Origin of the sequence: Amycolatopsis sp. NPDC004079 (assembly GCF_040610415.1) — a bacterium.
GTDB classification, from domain to species: domain Bacteria; phylum Actinomycetota; class Actinomycetes; order Mycobacteriales; family Pseudonocardiaceae; genus Amycolatopsis; species Amycolatopsis halotolerans.
On the sequence record NZ_JBEXMH010000038.1, the window covers coordinates 37,714 to 55,863 of the forward strand.

Below are 18,150 nucleotides of genomic sequence, written 5' to 3' on the forward strand. Positions count from 1 at the left end.
GACTACCAGCTCGCGCGGAGAATCCCGGTCACGTCCGCCGCCGAGACCTCGCGCGGGGTGTTGGCCAGTACGCCGTCCGCCAGGGTGTCGGCCACCAGGTCCGGCAGATCTCCTTCGCTGATGCCGAATTCGCGCAACCGGCCGGCCAGTCGCACGTCCGCGACCAGCCGTTCGACCGCTGCGATCGCCGCGTCCGCGTTGTGCGCGAACGATTTCCGCGCATCGGCGACGCCCAGCGGTTCCGCCAATCGTGCCAGGCGTTCTTCCCGCACCGCGCGGTTGAACCGCAGGCACTCGCCCAGCACCAAAGCCAACGCCTGGCCGTGCGGCAGGTCGAACCGGCCACCGAGCGAGTGCCCGACGCCGTGCACCACGCCGAGCCCGGTCGTCCGCATCGCCAGGCCCGCGGTGTGCGCGGCCAGCATCAGATTCGCTCGTGCCGCCAGATCTGCGCCGTCGGAAACCGCGCGACGCAGGTTTTCCGCGACCAGCCGGACGGCTTGCAGGTCCAGACCATCCGCCCACGGATTCGGCCGGGCGGAAAGAAATGACTCCACCGCATGGGTCAGGCAGTCGATTCCGGCGGCGGCGGTCGCGCGAGGCGGCAGGCTCAGCGTGAGCGCCGGGTCGAGAAGCGCATACCGGGCAAGGCAAGTCGGGCCGCCGAGGTAGCACTTGCGCTGCCGCGCGGGGTCCGTGATGACGCCGAGGTCGTTGCATTCCGAACCGGTGCCGGACGTGGTCGGGATCGCCACGATCGGCAACGCGGGCGCCAAGTCCGGTGAATCCTCGGTGCTCCAGCCCAATTCGGTCGCCGGACGGTCGTTGACCGCGGCGAGCGCGATCGCCTTCGCAGCGTCCAAAGCGGACCCGCCGCCCAGCGAGATCACCGCTTGCGCACCGGCGGCACGCACGAAGGCGCCGCCCGCGTCGACGTCGTCGGTGGTCGGATTCGGATGCACCTCGGAGAAAACCTCGACCGCCAAACCGTCTTGCCGCAATAACTCTGACGTCTGCGCTGGCAGCGGAGTCGCGACCAGTCCGCGGTCACTGACCAGCACAACTTTCCGCACACCGATCGTCCGGACCAATCGCGGCAACTGCTCGACAGCACCGGCGGCGAAGGTGGCAGCCGGATAAGGCCCGATTTCGACGGCCGGGATCTCGGTCATGACTTCCTCCCGAACCGTTCCTCGTCGACAGCGACGCCCAGCCCCGGCGCGGACGGCACGTGCAGCAGGCCGTCGGCGTCGATGTCCAGCGGGGCGGCGAGCAGGAAGTCGCGCCGCTGCGGCGTCCACACCGGTGGGTCGTAAGGGAATTCCAGATACGGTCCCCCGCCGACGCCCGCGGTCACGTGCAGGTTCGCGAGCAGGCCGAGGCCGTTCGACCAGGTGTGCGGCGTGAAAAGCCGATTGCGCGCCAGCACCAGCTCGGCGAGCGTGCGGGCGCGGAGCATTCCGGCGGCGAGCGCGACGTCCGGCTGGTAGACGTCGAGCGCGTCGGATTCCACCAGGTCCAGCAGCTCGCTGAAGGTCCGGACCATCTCTCCCCCGGCGACGCGAATCCCGGTGTCCCGCACCGCGCGCAGGCCGGGCCGGTCGTCCAGCGGCAGCGGTTCTTCGAGCCAGAACACGTCCAGCTCGCGCAGCGCCTCCGCGAACCGCCGGACCGCTGCCGGGTCGAGCGAAGGCCGCACGTCGCCCGGCATCCGCCACGCCTGATTCAGGTCGGCCATCAGGGTCATCTCCGGTCCGACCGCCTCGCGGACCGCTCGCATGGTGCGGATTCCGCCGGCGAAATCGTCCGCGGCCAGCCGGATCTTCGCCGCCCGGAACCCTTCGTCACGGATCCCGGCCATCACCTCGGCCCGCTGTTCGGCGGGCAGGATCCGGCCGGTCGACGCGTACGCCGGGATCGCGTCCGCCGCACCGCCGAACAGCGTCGCGACCGGGACGCCGAGCACCTTCCCGATGACGTCCCACAGCGCGATCTCCAGCGGCCAGTAGCGCCCGGCGTGGAACGCGATGGTCTCGAGCGCCCGCACGTGCCTGCTGATCGCCATCGGATCCTGGCCGAGGAACAGCTCCGCGTACGGCTCGAAGCCGGCCATCGTGTCGCCGGAGCCGTAGCCGGCCACGCCCTCGTCGGTCACGACCTTGACCACCGTCGCGTCGAACCGCGTGCGCGGAACCGGATCCCAGGCGGCGTCGAACGGCGGATCGAGCGGCAGCGTCCCGGGCAGCAGCTGGATGTCGGCGATCTTCACTCTCCGGACGGTAACCCCGGATTGACGCTCGCCCAATCGTTGTTGCACAGTCCTCAACATGGCGAACCAGCGCACCTACGGTTCGGGCCTGGTCCGCGACGTCGACCTGCTCGAAGTCCTCGCACTGCCGGAAGCGCGCGACGGGCTCGGCGTGTCCCGCGTCGCCGAACTGTCCGGCCGGGACAAGGCACAGGTCTCGCGAGCCCTCGCGACGCTCGCCGACGCCGGTCTGGTGTCGCGCGACGAACACACCCGCGCGTACCGGCCGGGCTGGCGGCTGTTCGCGTTGGCCACCCACGCCACCGAAACGCACCTCGCGCACCTGGCCGCGCCATTTCTGCGCACGATCGTGGCGCGGCTGAACGAAACGACGCATTTGTGCGTTCTGCGCGCCGGCCAGGTGTTCACCCTCCGGAGCGAACTCGCGTCCCACGCTTTTCGCGGACTCGGCTGGGAAGGCGTCGGCGTCGACCCGTTCACGACCTCACCCGGACGGGTGTTATTGAGCGAATGGGACGAGGAAACCGTCGGCCAATGGTGGCGGACCTTCGCCGGCGCCGCCGCGCACCCGCTCCCCGATCTCCCCGGTGTCGCCGAGGAACTGCCGCCGCTCACGCTCGAGGCGCTGACCGGGAAGCTGGCCGGGATCCGGAACCGCGGCTACGAAACGGTGGACGAGGAGTTCGAGCCCGGATTGGTCGGCGTGTCCGCGCCCGTGTACGGCTTCCGCGGCGACATTGTCGCGGCGGTCAACGTGTCCGCCCCGAAATCGCGCCTCGGCGGACGACTGCCCGCGGCGGGCCGCTTCACCCGCACCGTCGCCGACCGGATTTCCGCCGCACTCGGCGCCCCTCGCTGAACCGCGATCTGCAGGGCCCCAGACCGTTCATTTATGCTTCGCCAAATCGTCGTTTTCCCGGCAGGTGGTCGCCATGTATGAAATCCCGCCCACTGCGGCCATGCAACGCTGGTCGGTCTCGGTCGACGGGTCCAGTGCGATCTTCGCCTGCGCGCCGTGGCTCGAAGACCACACCGCCGACCGGGTGCTGCCGCGCGTGTGGCCGGGCCGCGGACTGGGCGTCAGCGACACCGACGCCGCCGGTTTCGCCGCCGCGATCGCCGAGACGATGAAGGCCCCGAACTACTGGATCGCCAGCCACGCCGCGGCGCGCGCCTGGCAGGACCAGCCGTGGTCCCCCGCCCGCCGCGACCAGGACGACGGGTTTGTGTACTTCGCGGGACCGTGCGGGGACGGGGGTGTCGCGGTGGGGTATCGCCCGGCTTATCACTTGCCGCTCGCGCTGCGGGATCTGCGGGGGCTGCGGATCCGGCTGGCGGCCTACCTGCGCGGGGCGCGCGTTCTGCGCTGAGGCTCCCTCAAGCCGACAGCCCGAACTCCTGCCGCGCGATCAACCCCCGCATCACCTCCGTCGTGCCGCCGCCGATCGTCTCCAGGATCGACTGCCGCCACAAAAACTCCGTATCCGTCCCGGCGACCACCGCCTCCGCCCCGCCGAACTCGACCCCAGCGCGGGCGATGTCCTGCGCCAGCACCGTGCCCGCCAGCTTGTGATACGCCGCCGGAACAGCGGCCGGTTCACCCCGGATCACCTCGCCCAGCAGGGCCAGCGCCAGCGCGTCCACCTCCGCGAGCCGCACCGCCAGCTCACCGACGCTCCGCCGCACCACCGGATCGTCGGCGACCCCGGCCGAGTCCAGCGCAGCCATCAGGTCGTGCAGATCCCGCCGCAACCGCTTCGGCGGGAACTGCACATGCCGCTCCACCGCGAGCGCCGAAGCGACGACCTGCCAGCCCTCGTTCTCCGCACCCACCCGATCGGCGACCGGGACCCGCACGCGATCGAACCGGACCTCGTTCAGCCGTCCGCCGTCCAGGGTCGGGATCGGCGACACGGTGATCCCGGGGCTGTCCAGCGGGACGATCAGCACGCTCAGTCCGCGAGAGCGACTGTCCGGCGCCCCAGTCCGGCACAGCAGCCAGATGCAGTCCGACCAGTGCGCGTTGGACGTCCAGCACTTCGCCCCGTCGACCACGTAATGGTCGCCCTCGCGACGAGCCTTCGTGCGCACCGCGGCGAGGTCCGAGCCCGCGTCGGGTTCGGAGTAGCCGAGGCAGAAGTTGAGCCGACCGCGTCGCAGGTCGGCGAGGTATCGCTCGCGCTGTGCGTCGGTGCCGTGCGTCATCAGGGCTTTGGCCACCAGGCCCGGCCCCATCGGCGGGCGCGCCACCCGCGCGTAGGCCATCTCGTCCCAGAGGATGAACTCATACGCGGGCGAACGGCCACCGCCGCCGAACTCGGTCGGCCAGGACAGCGACAGCCAGCCCCGGTCGCCCAGCGCGCGGTAGACCCGCCGGACGCCGTCCGCGGTGTTCTTGCCGCGATGGAAGTACCCGTCGGTGTCCCGGTATTCCCACAGGAACTCGAGGACCTCCGCGCGGAACGCCTCTTCTTCAGCGGTGAAGCCGAAATCCATCTCACTGCTCCCCGGTTGTCCAGTTGGGCTCGCGGCCCTCGGCGAACGCGCGCGGGCCTTCCTTCGCGTCCGGATGGGCCCAGTGCATGCGCAGCAGCGACCAGCCGTACTCGCACGCCTGCCCGTAGCCCGTCTCCAGCGAATTCCAGACCGCCTGCTTCGACAGCGACACCGCCTCCGGCGAGTTCCGCGCGATCGCCTGCGCCATTTCCTCGGCGTCGGCCATCAGGTCCTCCGAAGCGGACAGTTCGTCGACGAGTCCGAGCTGGTACGCGCGCTGGGCGGGCATCCGGTAGCTCTTGCCCATCAGCGTCATGCGCAGCGCCGAACCGAGCGGAAGCCGTTTCGCCAGGCCGATGTTCTCCATCGCGCCGACGAGACCGACGTTGACGTGGGTGTCCATGAAGGCCGCGTGGTCGGCCGCCAGCACGATGTCCGCGTCGACGACGAAGTGCAGCCCGGCCCCGGCGACCAGCCCGTTCACCGCGCTGATCACCGGTTTCCACACCCGGTTCTGCCGCGGCGACCAGAACACCTCGTCGGTCAGCGGCCCGTTCCCGGTGCTCATCCCGCCGCGCCCGGCGACCGCGTGCACGTCGGCCCCGGTGCAGAAATGCCGCTCCCCCGCGCCGATCACGATCGCCGCGCGGATCCACGGGTCGTCGCGGACCTCGGCCCACATCTCGCGGATCACCGGCATCATCGACCCGGTCAGCGAGTTGCCCCGGTGCGGGCGGTTGAGCGTGATGCAGGCGACGTGGTCGCGCTTTTCGAACAGCACCTCGGGCGCGTCGCTCATCGTTCCTGGCCTTTCCGGCGGTACTTCGCCGCTATCTTGTCCGCGCACCCCGGCCGCAGTGCCTGGTGCCTGATCCGCTGCGAAAGCGGCCCGATCGGTCCCTCCACCGAGTACCCGATCGCGCCGAACGTCTGGTGCGCGACTTCAGCCGCCTCGACCGCCGCACGTCCGCCCGAACACCGGGCCGCGGCTGCCAGCGCGGCCCCGTCGGGATGTTCGTCGTCGAGCGCTAGTGCCGCCATCGTGGTGAGTTTTTCCGCCGAGGTAAGCGAAAGCCCGGCATTCACGAGAGGATGCGCGACCGCCTGGAAGGTCCCGATTGGACGTCCGAATTGGACTCGCGTGCGCGCGTGTTCGACAGCGAGGTCCAGCAACCGCCGTCCCGCACCGCTCAAGTACGCGGCCGCCGCGATGTCCGAGAGCGCCGTCGCCGCCTCGACGCGTTCCAACGGCTGACCGCGAGTCAGCGCAACCCGACCCCATTGCTCTCCGCCCAGCACTTCAACCGGCTCGACCGAACCAGCCTCGGCGAGCCAGGCACCAGCGCCGTCCGTCTCAACGAAAACGCCCGCCACCGGAGCCCACGGCAGCAAGGGCGGAGCGCCGACCGAGGCCACGCAACTCCCGTCCGCGACCTGGGCCGACAGCTCCGGCGGCAGCGCGTGCGCAGCGAACACCGTGGCGGCCAACGGCCCAGGCGCGGCAGCCCGGCCCAGCTCCGCGCAGGCAGCCGCGATGTCACCCGCTCCGCCGCCTTCGCCCGGCACAGCCAGCGAAAGCACTCCGAGCGAGGCCAGCCCGCGCCAGAACTCCGCCGGAAACGCACCGGAGCGCCAGACCTCGTCCGGACAGTGCGTCCGGCAGAAACTCCGGACCACCTCGGCGAGCGCCCGCTGCTCCTCGGTGGGCGTCAACGCGACGCTCATGCCGTCGCCCACCGTGCTTCGGCGGCGGCCCGGCTCGGCGTCCGCCAGCTGCCCAGTTCCGCGCGCAATGCCTGCAACCGCAGCGTCCACAGGTGCAGGTCGTGTTCGGCGGTCAGCCCGATCGCGCCCATGATCTGGTGGGTTTCCCTGGTCACGCGGCCGAGCGCGGACATCGTGTGCGTCGCGGCGACCGCGGCGGCTTCGGCGGGAGCCCCGGCGAACGCGGCCTCGTAAACCAGCCAGCGCGCGCCCTCGACCAGCACGTTCACCTCGGCCAGCCGGTGCTGCAGCGCCTGGAACGAACCGAGCGAGCGGCGGAACACTTTGCGGTCCTTGGCGTAGGCGACCGCGATGGCGGCGGCCCGGCGCATCATGCCGACAGCCTCCGCGGAGACGCCGACCCGCCACCAGTTCACCATCGTCGCGGCGCTCCCGGGCGACAGCTCTTCGCGACCCGCGAAAACCACCCGGGCGAGCGGATAGCCGTAAGCCGACGGAACCCGTTCAGCCGCACCGGAATCGAGGTCGGCGGCGAAACACCGGTCGCCGTCAGCGAGGAGCATCCGCGTCGCCTCGCCGCCGTAACGCACCGGACCCGGGTCGCCCGCCGCGAGCACCACGGGCCCGGCCGGACGGTCGAGCCCGAGCGCGGGCAACACCAGCAGGTGCGGCACCGCACTGACCGCGCCGAGCTCGGCGGCGATCGCCTCCACCGCCAGGGTCGCGTCGAGCGGGCCGGCGTCCTCCGCGGCGAACAGGTCGAGAAAACCGTCGCGCCGCAACGCTTCTTCGAGGTTCCAGTCGTATTCGCCGCGAGCGGCCAGCGCACGGCTGCGTTCCGGTCCGGCGTGCCGGGCCAGCAGGGCGCCCAGCGCGTCGAGCACCGCGCGCTGGGTCGAAGTCGGTTCGAAATCCACGGCTAGTCCTTCGGCAGTTCGAGGATGAGACGGCTGATCAGGTTGAGCTGCACCTCGTAGCTGCCCGCGGCGATGCCCGCGCCGAGCGAGTTGCGGAACTGCGCGTCGCCCAGCGCTCCTTCGACGAGCGCTTCGCTGCCCAGCACGTCCAGCGCGAGGTCGCCCACCGCGCGTTCGGCCTGCACCATCGCGGCACGGGCCTGATACGCCATCGGCGAGGGCTCCTTCGCCTTCGCCCGCTCGTCGATCACCCGGTACACCAGGACGCGCGCCGCCTCGCAGGCTGCCCTCGCGCGGCCGAACTGCTCCTGGATCCCCGGGTCGGCGAGTTTCCCCGACGCGCGGACCTCGGCGGCCAGCCGGTCCAGCACCAGCGCCGCCCGCGCGTACCGGGGCGCGCCGACGCGTTCGTAGGCGAGGGTGCGCCGGACGATCTCCCATCCCTTGTTCTCCTCCCCCAGCAGGCAGTCCGCCGGAATCCGGGCGTCGGTCAGGAAGAGCTCGTTGAAGGAATGATCGCCCACGAACCCGGGGATGCGCCGGACCTCGGCCCCCGGGGTGTTCAGCGGGAGCAGGAAGACCGAGATGCCGTCCCGCCCGTCGGCGGCCGATCCGGTGCGCGCGAGCAGGAAGCAGTAGTCGGCGACGTTGGCGTAGGACGTCCAGATCTTCTGTCCGTTGAGGACGTAGCTGTCGCCGTCGCGCACCGCCTTAGTCCGCAGCGCGGCCAGGTCGGTGCCAGCCTCGGGTTCGGAGAAGCCCTGGCACCAGAAGACCTCGCCGCGCGCGATCTGCGGCAGCAGCTTGCGCTGCTGGTCCTCGGTGCCGTACTTGATGATCGCCGGCCCGACCCAGTTGACGTTCATGTACTGCGGCCCGCGCGGCTCCCCGCGCCGCCACATCTCCTCGCCGAGCACGAAGTGCTGCCACGCGCCCTGCCCGCCGCCGCCGTACTCGCGCGGCCAGTGCGGCGTGAGCCAGCCCTTTTCGGCCAGCCTGCCGACGAACCCGCGCGAAAAATCGCTGTAGACGGCGCTGCCGAGGCCGGTCTCGGACCGGTCCCATCCCGCCAGCTCGCGGTCGAGGAAGTCCCCCAGCTCGCGCCGGAACGCGACGTCGGCCTGATCCCACGCGAACTCCATCAGCGTCCCTCCGGCCCGCGGCGGCCCAGGCTTTCGTCCAGTCGGTGCACGTCGCCGACTCCTTCCACCTCGTTCGATGAATAAAGGATACTCAATTAGCTCTACTCCGCAACCATGCGCGAACCCCGAAGCTCTCTCGCTGCACTAAAATCGCCGGTCATAGTGGTGGTAACGGAATCGCATCCGGATCGCGCACCTCTTGCACTCTAGCCGCCTATCAGTATCCTCAACTCGGTCGCCCACCGCCCCCATTCCCGGAGGTCCCGATGGTCTCGCCAGAACCCCAGCCGCCCGCCCCCGGCAGCGGCGCCGCGTCCCCCGAACTGCGCAAGGTGACGATGTCCAGCCTGCTGGGCACCGTGATCGAGTACTACGACTTCCTGATCTACAGCTCGATCGCCGCCCTCGTGTTCGGGCCGCTGTTCTTCCCGTCGCTGAACTCCTCGACGTCCACCATCGCCGCGTTCGGCACGCTCGCCGCCGGGTACGTCGCGCGTCCGCTCGGCGGGCTCGTGTTCGGCCACTTCGGCGACCGGCTCGGCCGCAAGTCGATGCTGATGGTGACCATGACCCTGATGGGCGCGGCCAGCTTCCTCATCGGCGTGCTGCCGACCTACAGCTCGATCGGCATCGCCGCGCCGCTGCTGCTCGTGTTCCTCCGCGTGGTGCAAGGGATCGCGGTCGGCGGCGAATGGGGCGGCGCGGCGCTGATGGTCGTCGAGCACGCGAGCGCGCGCCGGCGCGGCCTGTGGGCGGGCATCATGCAGCTCGGGTCGCCGCTGGGGTCGTTCCTGGCGACGCTCGTGTTCGCGCTGGTGAGCCTGCTGCCGAAACCCGCGCTGTTCTCGTGGGGCTGGCGGCTGCCGTTCCTGCTGAGCGCGCTGCTGCTGATGATCGGCCTGTACGTGCGGCTGCGGGTGTCGGAGAGCCCGGTCTTCCGCGAGCAGGCGGCCAAGTCCGGCGACAAGAAGCCCGCCGTCCCGGTGCTGCAGGTGCTGCGGCGCCCGCGTGCGCTCATCCTCGCCTGCGCGGCCGGGATCGGGCCGTTCGCGCTCACCGCGCTGGTCAGCTCGCACAGCATCGCCTACGCCAAAACCCTCGGCTACGACGTGTCCGACGTCGCCCGCGCGCTCCTGTTCGTCGCGGGCGTCGGAATCATCTGCATCCCGACGTTCTCGGCCTGGTCGGACCGCGTCGGACGGCGGACGGTGAGCCTGATCGGCGCGGTCGGCACGATCCTCTACGCGCTTCCGTTGTACGCCATGGTCACCAGCGGCTCGGTGCTGTGGCTGACGCTCGGTCTGATGGGCGCGCAGGTGCTGCAGAACCTCATGTACGCGCCGCTCGCGCCGATGCTGTCGGAGATGTTCGGCACCGAGGTGCGCTACACCGGGGTTTCGCTGGGATACCAGCTGGCGAGCCTGCTCGGCGCCGGGTTCACGCCGCTGATCGCGAGCAGCCTCGTCGCCGCGTTCGGCGGGTCGAGCCTGCCGCTGAGCGCCATCGCGGGCGTCGGGGCGGTCGTCACCATCCTGGCGATCTGGCGGATCTCGGAGACCCGCGGCAGCGACCTCACCGCGTCGTCCGAGGCGGACTCCCCTGCCGCCGAACCGGCCGCTCGATGGTCCTGAGCATCGCCGAAGCCGCGGTGGCCCTCCGGACCGGGAGGACCACCGCGGCGGCGTTGGCCGAGTCCTCGCTTGCCGCCGCCGACAAGCATGACGCCGCGCTGGGCATCTACCTCTCGCGGTTCGACGGACCGGCTCGGGCCGCTGCGGAACGGGCGGACGCTGAGCTGACGGCTGGCCTCGATCGCGGTCCGTTGCACGGGATTCCGTTGGCAGTAAAGGATCTCCTCGCCACCGACGAGGGCGAGACGACCGCGCAGAGCCAGGTGCTCGATCGCGCGTGGGGTCGCCGCGGCGACGGTCGCGCGGCTGCGCGCTGCCGGTGCGGTGCTCACCGGGAAGACGACCACCATGGAGTTCGGCATCGGCGCACCGGACCGGACGAAGCCGTTCCCGCTTCCGCGCAACCCGTGGCGTCCCACGCACTACACCGGCGGCTCCAGCTCCGGCAGCGCGAGCGCGGTCGCCGCGGGCCTGGTGTTCGGCAGTCTCGGCACCGACACCGCGGGCAGCATCCGGTACCCCGCCGCGCTGTGCGGCGTGACCGGGCTCAAGCCGACGTACGGCCGGGTGCCGAAGAACGGCTGCGTCCCGCTCGCGCCCGGCTTCGACCACGTCGGCCCGCTCGCCCGCAGCGCCGAGGACTGCGCGATCCTGCTGACCGCGCTCGCCGGTGCCGATCGCGGCGATCCGTCTTCGGTCGACCGGCCTTTCGAGGACTTCCGCAGCGGGCTGACCGATTCGCTGGCCGGTGTGCGGATCGGAGTGGTTGCGGCCCGAAGCTCTGCTTTCGAGCAGGCGGTAGCTGTCCTTCGCGAGGCGGGCGCGCGCACGAGGCCGGTCGAACTGCCGTACTACGCGGAACTGAAGACGGTGACCAAGTTCGGTCTCGCGGCGGAGGCTTTCGCTTGGCACCGAACGAATCTCCAGCGCCGGTGGTCCGAGTACGGTGCTTCCACGCGGATGGCGATCGCGAAGGGCGCGCTGGTCTCCGCCGCTGATTACGTACAGCTGCAGCGGGTCCGACGGGCTGGGCAACGGAAGCTCGCACAGCTGTTCACCGAAGTCGATCTGGTGGTGATGCCGACCGCTACCAGCGGTGCCCCCGAGATCGCTGCGCTGAGCACGTCCGGGATGGCCGAAACCGCGCTCACCTCCTACTGGAACGCCGTCGGCAATCCGGCGCTGTCGGTCCCAATGGGCTTCACCGACGACGGCCTGCCGCTCGGCCTGCAGATCGCCGGACGGCCGTTCGACGAGGCCACCCTGCTCGCCGCCGGGCACGCCTACCAGCAGCGAACCAGCTGGCACCGCCAGACGCCGGCGGAGCGCGTCCGATGACCGTCGCGGCCCTGCTCGCCGCGGCCGGGCTCTCCCCGGCTCCCGCCGAGATCGCCCAGTTCGAGGCCGATTACCCCGGCTGGGCGGCCGAACTGTCCGCGTTGGACGAGGCACTATACGAGGAGCCCGCCCCGATCTTCCGGGCGGAGCCCGAGAAGGAGGAACGACCGTGGGCAACGACCTGACGCTGCCGAGCTGGCTGCGGACGATCGGCGGCCAACCGCACGGCGCGCACCGGCGCGCCCTGGCCGACGAGCACGGCGAACTCACCTTCGCCGAACTGGTCGCCGCGATGGACGCGACCGCCGCCGGGCTGCGCGAGTCCGGGGCCAAGCCGGGCGACCGGATCGTCACCGCGATGGAGCCGTCGATCCCGCACACCGTCGCGATCCTCGGCGCGCTCGCCGCAGGAATGGTGGCCGCGCCGCTGAACATCCGGCTGACCGCGCCGGAAGCCCGCGCGTACCTCAGCGCACTCGAACCGACTGCGCTGGTCGCCGACCCGACGTACGCGCCGCTCGCCCGGGAAACCGGGTACCGCGTCATCGAACTTCCCTCGGCGAACCAGCCCGTACCGATCGCCGAACGGCTGGCCCCGCTGCACAATCCCGGCGACAACGAGGCCGCCCCGGACGAGGACGACTTCGCGATCATCTTCGGCACCGGCGGTACTACCGGCAGCCCGAAGGGCGCGGTCCACACTCACCGCAGCCTGTGGTTGTGGCTGAACACCTGCGCCCACGGCAATCCGCGGATCCCGTCGGACGTCGAGCTTTTCTTCTCGCCGTTCTTCCACATCACGCTCGGCACGAACCTGCTGACGCCGCTGTTCGCCGGTGGCGAGGTCTGGATCCACCGGCGCTTCGATCCCGCGGCCGCGCTCGCCGCGATCGACCAGGGCGCCAGCAGGCTGATGGGCGCGCCGACGATGTTCGCCGCCCTGCGCGCCCGGCCCGAGTACGCGACAACGCGGCGGGAGAACGTCACCGCGATCCGGTTCGGCTCCGCCCCTTCTACCGGCGATTTCGTGCAGGACCTGCTGCGCGACTTCCCGAACGCCCGCATCCGAGCCGGTTTCGGCGCGACCGAATTCGGCTCGGTGATGGGCTTCGACCACGACGACCTGCTGGCCGGACGGTTCGCCGGAGTCGGCAGGCCGCTGCCGGGCGCGACCGTGCGCATCCTCGACGCCGACGGCCGCGAAGCCGCGCCGGGCGTCGTCGGCGATCTGGTGGTTTCGTGTCCGTGGCAGACCCATGGCTACTACGGCCTCTCTTCCGAAACCGCCGCGACGTTCCAGGCTGACGGTGTCCACATTGGAGACCTCGCGTCGCGGAGCGAGGACGGCTGGGTGACCATCGCGGGCCGCCGCAAGGAAATGATCATCAGCGGCGGGGAGAACGTCTACCCGCGCGAGGTGGAGGAAGTCGTGCTCAGGCACCCGGATGTCGCCGACGCGATCGTGTACGGGGTGCCGGACGAGCACTGGGGAGAACGGGTGGAGGCGAGCGTCGTCGCGGCGGCGGGCCGGACTGTGGAACCGGCCGCGCTGCGGGAGTACTGCCGCGCGGAACTGGCGGGGTACAAGATCCCGAAGACGGTCCGGTTGATCGCCGCGGTGCCGCTCACCGCGAACAACAAACCGGACCGCCGCCAGGCGCGCGCCGACGCTCTCGCCGCCTCGCGGGGTTGAAGCTCGGCACCTTCCGTGAGGGGAACCCTGCGGGACTCAGAGTCCCTCAGGGTTCCCCTCACGGAGCGCCCCGCGCACACAGCTCCGCGACCAGTACCGCCGCGGCTGGATCGCCCAGGCATCGCGGTCGACCGGAGCACCGGCCCGTCATTCCGCCAGCTTGCGCAGTTCCGCCTTGCGGATCTTCCCGGTCGACGTCTTCGGCAACTCCGCGAACCGGATGTCCCTGGGCACCTTGAACCGCGCCAGCCGCCCCCGCAACCACCCGATCAAGTCCGCATCGGACACTTCCGCCCCGTCGCGGAGGCGGACGAACGCGACCGGCACCTCGCCCCACTTCGGATCGGCCTTCGCGACCACCGCCGCCTCCACGACCGCCTCGTGGTCCAGCAGCGCGTTCTCGACCTCGATCGACGCGATGTTCTCGCCGCCGCTGATGATCACGTCCTTGAGCCGGTCGCGCACCTCCGCATACCCGTCCGGATGCCGCACCGCCACATCCCCGGTATGCAGCCAACCGCCCGCGAACGCCGCCTCAGTCGCCGCCGGATTGCCGAGGTACCCCGCCATCACCGTGTTCGAGCGGATCACCAGCTCGCCCAGGGTCTCCCCGTCCGCGGGAACGTCCTCGAACTCCGGAGTCACCACCCGCGCCGACTCGACGTTCACCGTCCGGATCCCTTGCCGGGCCATCATTTTCGCCCGCTCCCCGGGTGCAAGCTCCTGCCACTCCGGCCGCGGAACGCACATCAGCGAGGGCCCGTACGTCTCCGTCATCCCGTACAGGTGCGTCACCTCGATCCCGATCCCGGCCATCGCCGCGATCGCGGCCGGCGACGGCGGCGCTCCCCCGACCGCGAACCGCACCCGCTGCGCGAACCGCGCGCCGCCGCTCGCCTGCACCAGCATGTCGAGCACGACCGGCGCACCGCTGAGATGCGTCACGGCTTCCTGCTCAATGAGCTCAAAGGCCCGCGTTGCGTCCACTTTCCGGAGCGTGACGTGCCGCGCGCCCGCAGCGGTGACTGCCCAGGTGTAGCACCAGCCGTTGCAATGGAACATCGGCAACGTCCACAGATAGCGCGAACTTGCCTGCAGGCCAGTGGAAACGACCTGGCCGAGCGCGTTCAGGTACGCACCGCGATGCGTGTAGACCACGCCTTTCGGACCGGCTGTGGTGCCGGAGGTGAAATTGACCGCCAGCGGCTGACGTTCGTCACTGGGCAGCCGCAACGGCACCGGAACCGCGGTGCACAACCAATCCTCGTAGTCCTCGCCGATCACCACGACCGCCCGCAGCTCAGGCGTTCGCTCGGGAACCTGCGCGACAAGCGACTCGTCGACGATGAGCACCTTCGCATCGGAAAGCCGCAGCAGCTGCGCGTATTCGTCCGGCGAGAGACGCGTATTCAGCGCTACCAAAGCACATCCGGCCCCAGGCACGCCGTAGTGCGCTTCCAGCAACGGCACGCCATTCGGTGCCAGCACCGCGACCCGGTCACCCTCGCCGAGTCCCAGCTCCCGCAGGCGTCCGGCCAGCCGCTCCGCCCGGTCCGCGAGCCGCGCCCACGACACCCGTTCCCCGCCGTCGGTGACCACGCCGATCCCGTCGCCGTCGAGGTCGACTGTGCGCCGCAGGAAACTCAGCGGACTGAGCGGCACGTCGTTGGCGAATTCCATCCCGGCTCCCTTCACACGACAGCGATCGGGCGCAGCGGCGAACCGGTCCCGCCGCGCAGCGTCAGCGGCAGCGCGACGAAGAGGAACGTGACGACGCCGTCCGCCGCCAGGTCCTCGCAGTTCACCCACTCCATGATGTGAATCCCGTGCTGCTGAAGCAAAAGCACATGCACCGGCAGCGGATTGCCCGGCACCGGCGACGGCCGGACCTCGAACGACATCGTGTCCGCGCCGACGTACCGCACGCCCTTCGACACCAGCCACTGCGCGCCGTCCACGCCGACGCCGCTGCCGCCGCTCTCCTCGGCGATCCGCGCGGTGTCCGGCCAGAACTTCATCTGCCCGGTCCGCACGAGCACGATGTCCGACCCGGTGATCGTGACCCCGCCCGCGTCAGCCGCCTGCCGGAGATGGTCTTCCCCGAGGGCGAAATGCGGCGGCAGGACGTCGAGGCCAAGCAGCTTCGGGATGTCCAACAGCACGCCGCGGCCGACGATCGGACCCAGCTCGGACGCGTCGCCGCGCAGCGCGCCGTAGTCGCCAAGTCCGTTGGTCGCGGAGGTTCCGCCGTGCCATTCGTCCTCGCTGCCGCACGTGACGTGGCACAGCGCGTCGATGTGCGTTCCGGTGTGCAGGCTGCCGGAGACCAGCTCGGACACATAGCCGAACCCGACGTCGTTCGTGCCGGGCGAGTCGAACGGGAACCGGCCTTCGGCGCGCTGGCCCTGCGGGGAGTTGTAGGTGACGACTTCCAGCTGCGGGTTGCCCGCGAACGTCGGCATGTGCCGCCACCAGCCGGTCGACAGGTCGTACACGGAGCCGGTCGCGGGCAGGCCGAGGCTGCGCACGAGGTCGGCGTCGGGCGGGGTGCTTCGGGAACTCATGAACACTTCCTTGTGGGCAGAGGGTTTTCAGACCGTGACGGACAGCCCGGCGTCCACCGGGACGACCGCGCCGGTGATCCCCGCCGCCGACGGGGAAGCCAGGAACAACACCGCCGCGGCGACCTCGGCGGGCTGCACGGCTCGCCCGCGCGGCGTCCGGCCCACCATGCGCTTGCCCGTCTCCGAGGGCAAGAACTCCTTCATCCGCGGCGTTTCCACCAAACCGGGCGCGATCGCGTTCACCCGCACGCCGAACGGCGCTTCCGCGGCGAGGTACCTGGTGTAGCCGAGCACGCCCGCCTTCGCCGCGGAGTACCAGCTCACGCCGCCGCCGATCACCGTGCCCGCGATCGACGCGACGTTCACGACGGATTCCGCCCGCTCCCGCACCCGGTCGAGCCAGGACGTCGTGACCAGCTCGACGAGCCCGAGCACGCCGGCCACTCCGTCCGCGAACGGCCGCGGCCGCTGGCTCGACGGACCGGCGTTGTTGATCAGCGTTCCCGGGGTGCGCCAAGCCAGCGTGCGGTCTAGGGCGGCGGCGACCGACGCTGGGTTTCCGGCGTCCGCCTCGACGGGCAGCACGTCGCCGCCGGACTCCTCGGCAAGGCTGGTCACTGCCGCGAGGTCGAGGTCCCACGCGGCCACCGCGACCCCCAGGTCGGCCGCGCCGAGCGCGATCGCGCGGCCGATCCCGCTGCCCGCGCCGGTGACCAGGACACAGCTTCCGGCTTCAAAGCCCATAGTGGTCAGCATCAATACAGTATACTCTTTTGCGGAACCTGAAGCCAGAATCCTGCAGCACCGCCAAAGGGAGATGAAAGAGTGTACTCTGAGTGGGTCAGGCTTCCGGCCGCAGCAACGCGGCGATGGCCTGCAGGTGCCTGCGCATCCGGTGCTGGCCCAGCGGCGCGTCCCCGGCGACGAGGGCCGCCACGATCGCCTCGTGCGCCTCGTGCGATTCGCGGGCCGCGTCGCGGTGTTCGCCGCCGGAGGATTCGGCGTCCCATTCCCGCTGCACGATGTCCTGATCGAGTTGCGCGAGGACTTCCACGAACAATGTGATCGCCGGGTTTCCGGCGAGTTCGGCGATAACGCGGTGCAGATTGCGCGCGTGCCCCCGGGTGAATCCCTGTTCGATGAGTTCGCGTTCGGATTCGAGCGCTTCTTTCAGCCGGACGATTCCCGATTCCGTGAGATTCTCCGCGGCCAGCGCGATGCCCGCGACCTCGAGCGCGGTCCGCGCCTCCATCAGCTGCCTGCGGCTCACCTCGGCGTGCCGCAGGTACACCCGCGCCGCGTTGCGCACGACGCCCGGATCCGGTTCTGTCACCACGAGTCCGCCGCCGGGACCGCGGCGCATCGCCGCCATCTGCTGGTGCTCGACCAGCCGCACCGCCTCGCGGAACACCGCCCGGCTGACCCCGTACCGCTCGATCAGCTCCGTTTCCGAGCCGAGCACCGATCCGACACGCCAGCCGTCGTCGATGATGTCTTTTTCGATCCGCTCCGACACCTTTTCCGCCAGCCGCCGATTGCCGCCCTTTTCCCCCGCCGGTGCGGCGTTCTTCTTGCTGGTCATCGGTCGACCCCTGTCGGTGCGCGTGCGGCGAATCGGTAATCACGTGGGCCGCGCCAGTCTATACCACGGCGGATTTCCGGCGGGGACGCGGCGAACCGCATTTCCCGTATCGCTCCGTCCGGTATCGCTCAGCGGAGATACGGCGCCAGCATCGCCCCGGTCATCCGGCGCGCGGTCGCCGCCGCGTGCGCGGAATCGCCCTCCACCAGGCCGAGCAGCGGGTCGAGCCCCTCGACGTGCGGGGCCAGCGCCAGATGCGGCAAGACCAGCAGCAGCAACGACAACACGATCTCGACATCGGTGTCCGCGCGCAGCTGCCCCGCCGCCACCGCTCGCTCGACCAGCGGCCGCAGCACCGCCAGGTAATGGCTGTTGACCGCCTCGCGGACCGGCGTACGGGCGACCGGATCAGGTTCGAGGTTGGCCGCCGCGGTCATCGCGCGCTCGAGCGGATGGTCGTAGAAATACCGCACCCACGCGTCGAGCAGCCGGTCGAGCGAACCGGCGAAGTCCCTGTCCCACGGGAGCTTCTCGATCTCGGCCTCCATGGCCGCGCGGATCCGCACGCTCGCCAGCTCGGCGAGGTGGACGTACATGTCGGCCTTGTCGGTGAAGTACTGGAAAAGGCTGCCCTTCGACACGCCGGCCTCGCGGCAGATCGTGTTGAGGCTGCCGCCGCTGAAGCCGCGCGCCGCGAACTCCGCCTCCGCCGCCGCCAGCACGGCCGCCCGCCGTTTCTCCGGCAGCCGCTCCCACGTTCCCGTCGGCACCGCCGACCTCCTCTTCTTGACTC

18 protein-coding genes and 1 pseudogene are annotated in these 18,150 nt (G+C 70.6%); 7 read left to right on the forward strand and 12 right to left on the reverse strand.

The window, feature by feature from the left end; genetic code table 11:
* Positions 1-2 precede the first annotated feature (2 nt).
* Positions 3-1,172, reverse strand: coding sequence for an iron-containing alcohol dehydrogenase (locus ABZX37_RS31460; RefSeq protein WP_354745676.1), 1,170 nt, complete (start codon positions 1,170-1,172; stop codon positions 3-5).
* Positions 1,169-2,269, reverse strand: a complete 1,101-nt coding sequence (locus ABZX37_RS31465; RefSeq protein ID WP_354745678.1) for a mandelate racemase/muconate lactonizing enzyme family protein — start codon at positions 2,267-2,269, stop codon at positions 1,169-1,171. The genes ABZX37_RS31460 and ABZX37_RS31465 overlap by 4 nt, the downstream gene beginning before the upstream one ends.
* 58 nt (positions 2,270-2,327) lie before the next feature.
* Here ABZX37_RS31465 and ABZX37_RS31470 point away from each other — a divergent pair, with 58 nt between their 5' ends.
* Both ABZX37_RS31470 and ABZX37_RS31475 read left to right on the forward strand, forming a co-directional pair.
* Positions 2,328-3,128: an IclR family transcriptional regulator gene (locus ABZX37_RS31470; protein WP_354745680.1), complete on the forward strand. Its 801-nt coding sequence runs from the start codon at positions 2,328-2,330 to the stop codon at positions 3,126-3,128.
* Positions 3,129-3,201: 73 nt separating this feature from the next.
* A complete protein-coding gene (locus ABZX37_RS31475) occupies positions 3,202-3,639 on the forward strand; it encodes a hypothetical protein (RefSeq protein WP_354745682.1) in 438 nt (145 codons plus the stop codon).
* 7 nt (positions 3,640-3,646) lie between these two features.
* Here the strand turns inward: ABZX37_RS31475 and ABZX37_RS31480 are convergent, their stop codons facing one another.
* The 5 genes from ABZX37_RS31480 to ABZX37_RS31500 are packed head-to-tail and all read right to left on the reverse strand — an operon-like array spanning position 3,647 to position 8,549.
* A complete protein-coding gene (locus ABZX37_RS31480; RefSeq protein ID WP_354745684.1) occupies positions 3,647-4,765 on the reverse strand; it encodes an acyl-CoA dehydrogenase family protein in 1,119 nt (372 codons plus the stop codon).
* Position 4,766: 1 nt separating this feature from the next.
* A complete protein-coding gene (locus ABZX37_RS31485) occupies positions 4,767-5,564 on the reverse strand; it encodes an enoyl-CoA hydratase-related protein (RefSeq protein WP_354745686.1) in 798 nt (265 codons plus the stop codon).
* Positions 5,561-6,490 carry an acyl-CoA dehydrogenase family protein gene (locus ABZX37_RS31490; RefSeq protein WP_354745687.1) on the reverse strand — a complete coding sequence of 310 codons (930 nt, stop codon included), beginning with the start codon at positions 6,488-6,490 and terminating at the stop codon, positions 5,561-5,563. The genes ABZX37_RS31485 and ABZX37_RS31490 overlap by 4 nt, the downstream gene beginning before the upstream one ends.
* Entirely contained in the window at positions 6,487-7,407 is a 921-nt protein-coding gene (locus ABZX37_RS31495; protein ID WP_354745689.1) for an acyl-CoA dehydrogenase family protein, read from the reverse strand. Before ABZX37_RS31495 ends, ABZX37_RS31490 begins: the two co-directional genes overlap by 4 nt.
* A gap of 2 nt (positions 7,408-7,409) precedes the next feature.
* Positions 7,410-8,549: an acyl-CoA dehydrogenase family protein gene (locus ABZX37_RS31500; RefSeq protein ID WP_354745690.1), complete on the reverse strand. Its 1,140-nt coding sequence runs from the start codon at positions 8,547-8,549 to the stop codon at positions 7,410-7,412.
* Positions 8,550-8,815: 266 nt separating this feature from the next.
* Between ABZX37_RS31500 and ABZX37_RS31505 the strand changes: the two genes are divergently transcribed.
* The 5 genes and pseudogenes from ABZX37_RS31505 to ABZX37_RS31525 all read left to right on the forward strand — a co-directional run bounded on the left by ABZX37_RS31505 (position 8,816) and on the right by ABZX37_RS31525 (position 13,211).
* Complete coding sequence (locus ABZX37_RS31505; RefSeq protein ID WP_354745692.1) at positions 8,816-10,180, forward strand: MFS transporter; 1,365 nt, start codon at positions 8,816-8,818, stop codon at positions 10,178-10,180.
* A pseudogene (locus tag ABZX37_RS31510) lies at positions 10,171-10,389 on the forward strand (amidase); the annotation flags it as partial. The gene ABZX37_RS31505 and the pseudogene ABZX37_RS31510, both read left to right, overlap by 10 nt.
* Positions 10,390-10,528: 139 nt before the next feature.
* On the forward strand, positions 10,529-11,518 hold the full coding sequence (locus ABZX37_RS31515; RefSeq protein WP_354745694.1) for an amidase: 990 nt from the start codon (positions 10,529-10,531) through the stop codon (positions 11,516-11,518).
* The gene (locus ABZX37_RS31520; protein WP_354745696.1) at positions 11,515-11,703 is read left to right on the forward strand and encodes a hypothetical protein; all 189 of its coding nucleotides are present in this window, start codon (positions 11,515-11,517) and stop codon (positions 11,701-11,703) included. Before ABZX37_RS31515 ends, ABZX37_RS31520 begins: the two co-directional genes overlap by 4 nt.
* Positions 11,688-13,211, forward strand: a complete 1,524-nt coding sequence (locus ABZX37_RS31525; RefSeq protein ID WP_354745698.1) for a class I adenylate-forming enzyme family protein — start codon at positions 11,688-11,690, stop codon at positions 13,209-13,211. Before ABZX37_RS31520 ends, ABZX37_RS31525 begins: the two co-directional genes overlap by 16 nt.
* A gap of 147 nt (positions 13,212-13,358) precedes the next feature.
* Here the strand turns inward: ABZX37_RS31525 and ABZX37_RS31530 are convergent, their stop codons facing one another.
* The 5 genes from ABZX37_RS31530 to ABZX37_RS31550 form a co-directional block, all read right to left on the reverse strand.
* Positions 13,359-14,891: an AMP-binding protein gene (locus ABZX37_RS31530; RefSeq protein ID WP_354745700.1), complete on the reverse strand. Its 1,533-nt coding sequence runs from the start codon at positions 14,889-14,891 to the stop codon at positions 13,359-13,361.
* A gap of 11 nt (positions 14,892-14,902) precedes the next feature.
* Complete coding sequence (locus tag ABZX37_RS31535; RefSeq protein WP_354745702.1) at positions 14,903-15,775, reverse strand: cyclase family protein; 873 nt, start codon at positions 15,773-15,775, stop codon at positions 14,903-14,905.
* A 27-nt stretch (positions 15,776-15,802) separates the two neighbouring features.
* Positions 15,803-16,531, reverse strand: a complete 729-nt coding sequence (locus ABZX37_RS31540) for an SDR family oxidoreductase (protein WP_354745704.1) — start codon at positions 16,529-16,531, stop codon at positions 15,803-15,805.
* A gap of 85 nt (positions 16,532-16,616) precedes the next feature.
* A complete protein-coding gene (locus ABZX37_RS31545; RefSeq protein WP_354745706.1) occupies positions 16,617-17,357 on the reverse strand; it encodes an FCD domain-containing protein in 741 nt (246 codons plus the stop codon).
* A 128-nt stretch (positions 17,358-17,485) separates the two neighbouring features.
* A complete protein-coding gene (locus tag ABZX37_RS31550) occupies positions 17,486-18,127 on the reverse strand; it encodes a TetR/AcrR family transcriptional regulator (protein ID WP_354745707.1) in 642 nt (213 codons plus the stop codon).
* Positions 18,128-18,150 lie beyond the last annotated feature (23 nt).

What these genes read in the sequence shown, in the direction of transcription:
- ABZX37_RS31460 (WP_354745676.1), bottom strand. Translation starts at nt 1,172, where the DNA reads ATGACCGAGATCCCGGCCGTCGAAATCGGGCCTTATCCGGCTGCCACC.
- ABZX37_RS31470 (WP_354745680.1), top strand. Translation starts at nt 2,328, where the DNA reads ATGGCGAACCAGCGCACCTACGGTTCGGGCCTGGTCCGCGACGTCGAC.
- ABZX37_RS31475 (WP_354745682.1), top strand. Translation starts at nt 3,202, where the DNA reads ATGTATGAAATCCCGCCCACTGCGGCCATGCAACGCTGGTCGGTCTCG.
- ABZX37_RS31480 (WP_354745684.1), bottom strand. Translation starts at nt 4,765, where the DNA reads ATGGATTTCGGCTTCACCGCTGAAGAAGAGGCGTTCCGCGCGGAGGTC.
- ABZX37_RS31485 (WP_354745686.1), bottom strand. Translation starts at nt 5,564, where the DNA reads ATGAGCGACGCGCCCGAGGTGCTGTTCGAAAAGCGCGACCACGTCGCC.
- ABZX37_RS31490 (WP_354745687.1), bottom strand. Translation starts at nt 6,490, where the DNA reads ATGAGCGTCGCGTTGACGCCCACCGAGGAGCAGCGGGCGCTCGCCGAG.
- ABZX37_RS31500 (WP_354745690.1), bottom strand. Translation starts at nt 8,549, where the DNA reads ATGGAGTTCGCGTGGGATCAGGCCGACGTCGCGTTCCGGCGCGAGCTG.
- ABZX37_RS31505 (WP_354745692.1), top strand. Translation starts at nt 8,816, where the DNA reads ATGGTCTCGCCAGAACCCCAGCCGCCCGCCCCCGGCAGCGGCGCCGCG.
- ABZX37_RS31515 (WP_354745694.1), top strand. Translation starts at nt 10,529, where the DNA reads ATGGAGTTCGGCATCGGCGCACCGGACCGGACGAAGCCGTTCCCGCTT.
- ABZX37_RS31520 (WP_354745696.1), top strand. Translation starts at nt 11,515, where the DNA reads ATGACCGTCGCGGCCCTGCTCGCCGCGGCCGGGCTCTCCCCGGCTCCC.
- ABZX37_RS31530 (WP_354745700.1), bottom strand. Translation starts at nt 14,891, where the DNA reads ATGGAATTCGCCAACGACGTGCCGCTCAGTCCGCTGAGTTTCCTGCGG.
- ABZX37_RS31535 (WP_354745702.1), bottom strand. Translation starts at nt 15,775, where the DNA reads ATGAGTTCCCGAAGCACCCCGCCCGACGCCGACCTCGTGCGCAGCCTC.
- ABZX37_RS31540 (WP_354745704.1), bottom strand. Translation starts at nt 16,531, where the DNA reads ATGCTGACCACTATGGGCTTTGAAGCCGGAAGCTGTGTCCTGGTCACC.
- ABZX37_RS31545 (WP_354745706.1), bottom strand. Translation starts at nt 17,357, where the DNA reads ATGACCAGCAAGAAGAACGCCGCACCGGCGGGGGAAAAGGGCGGCAAT.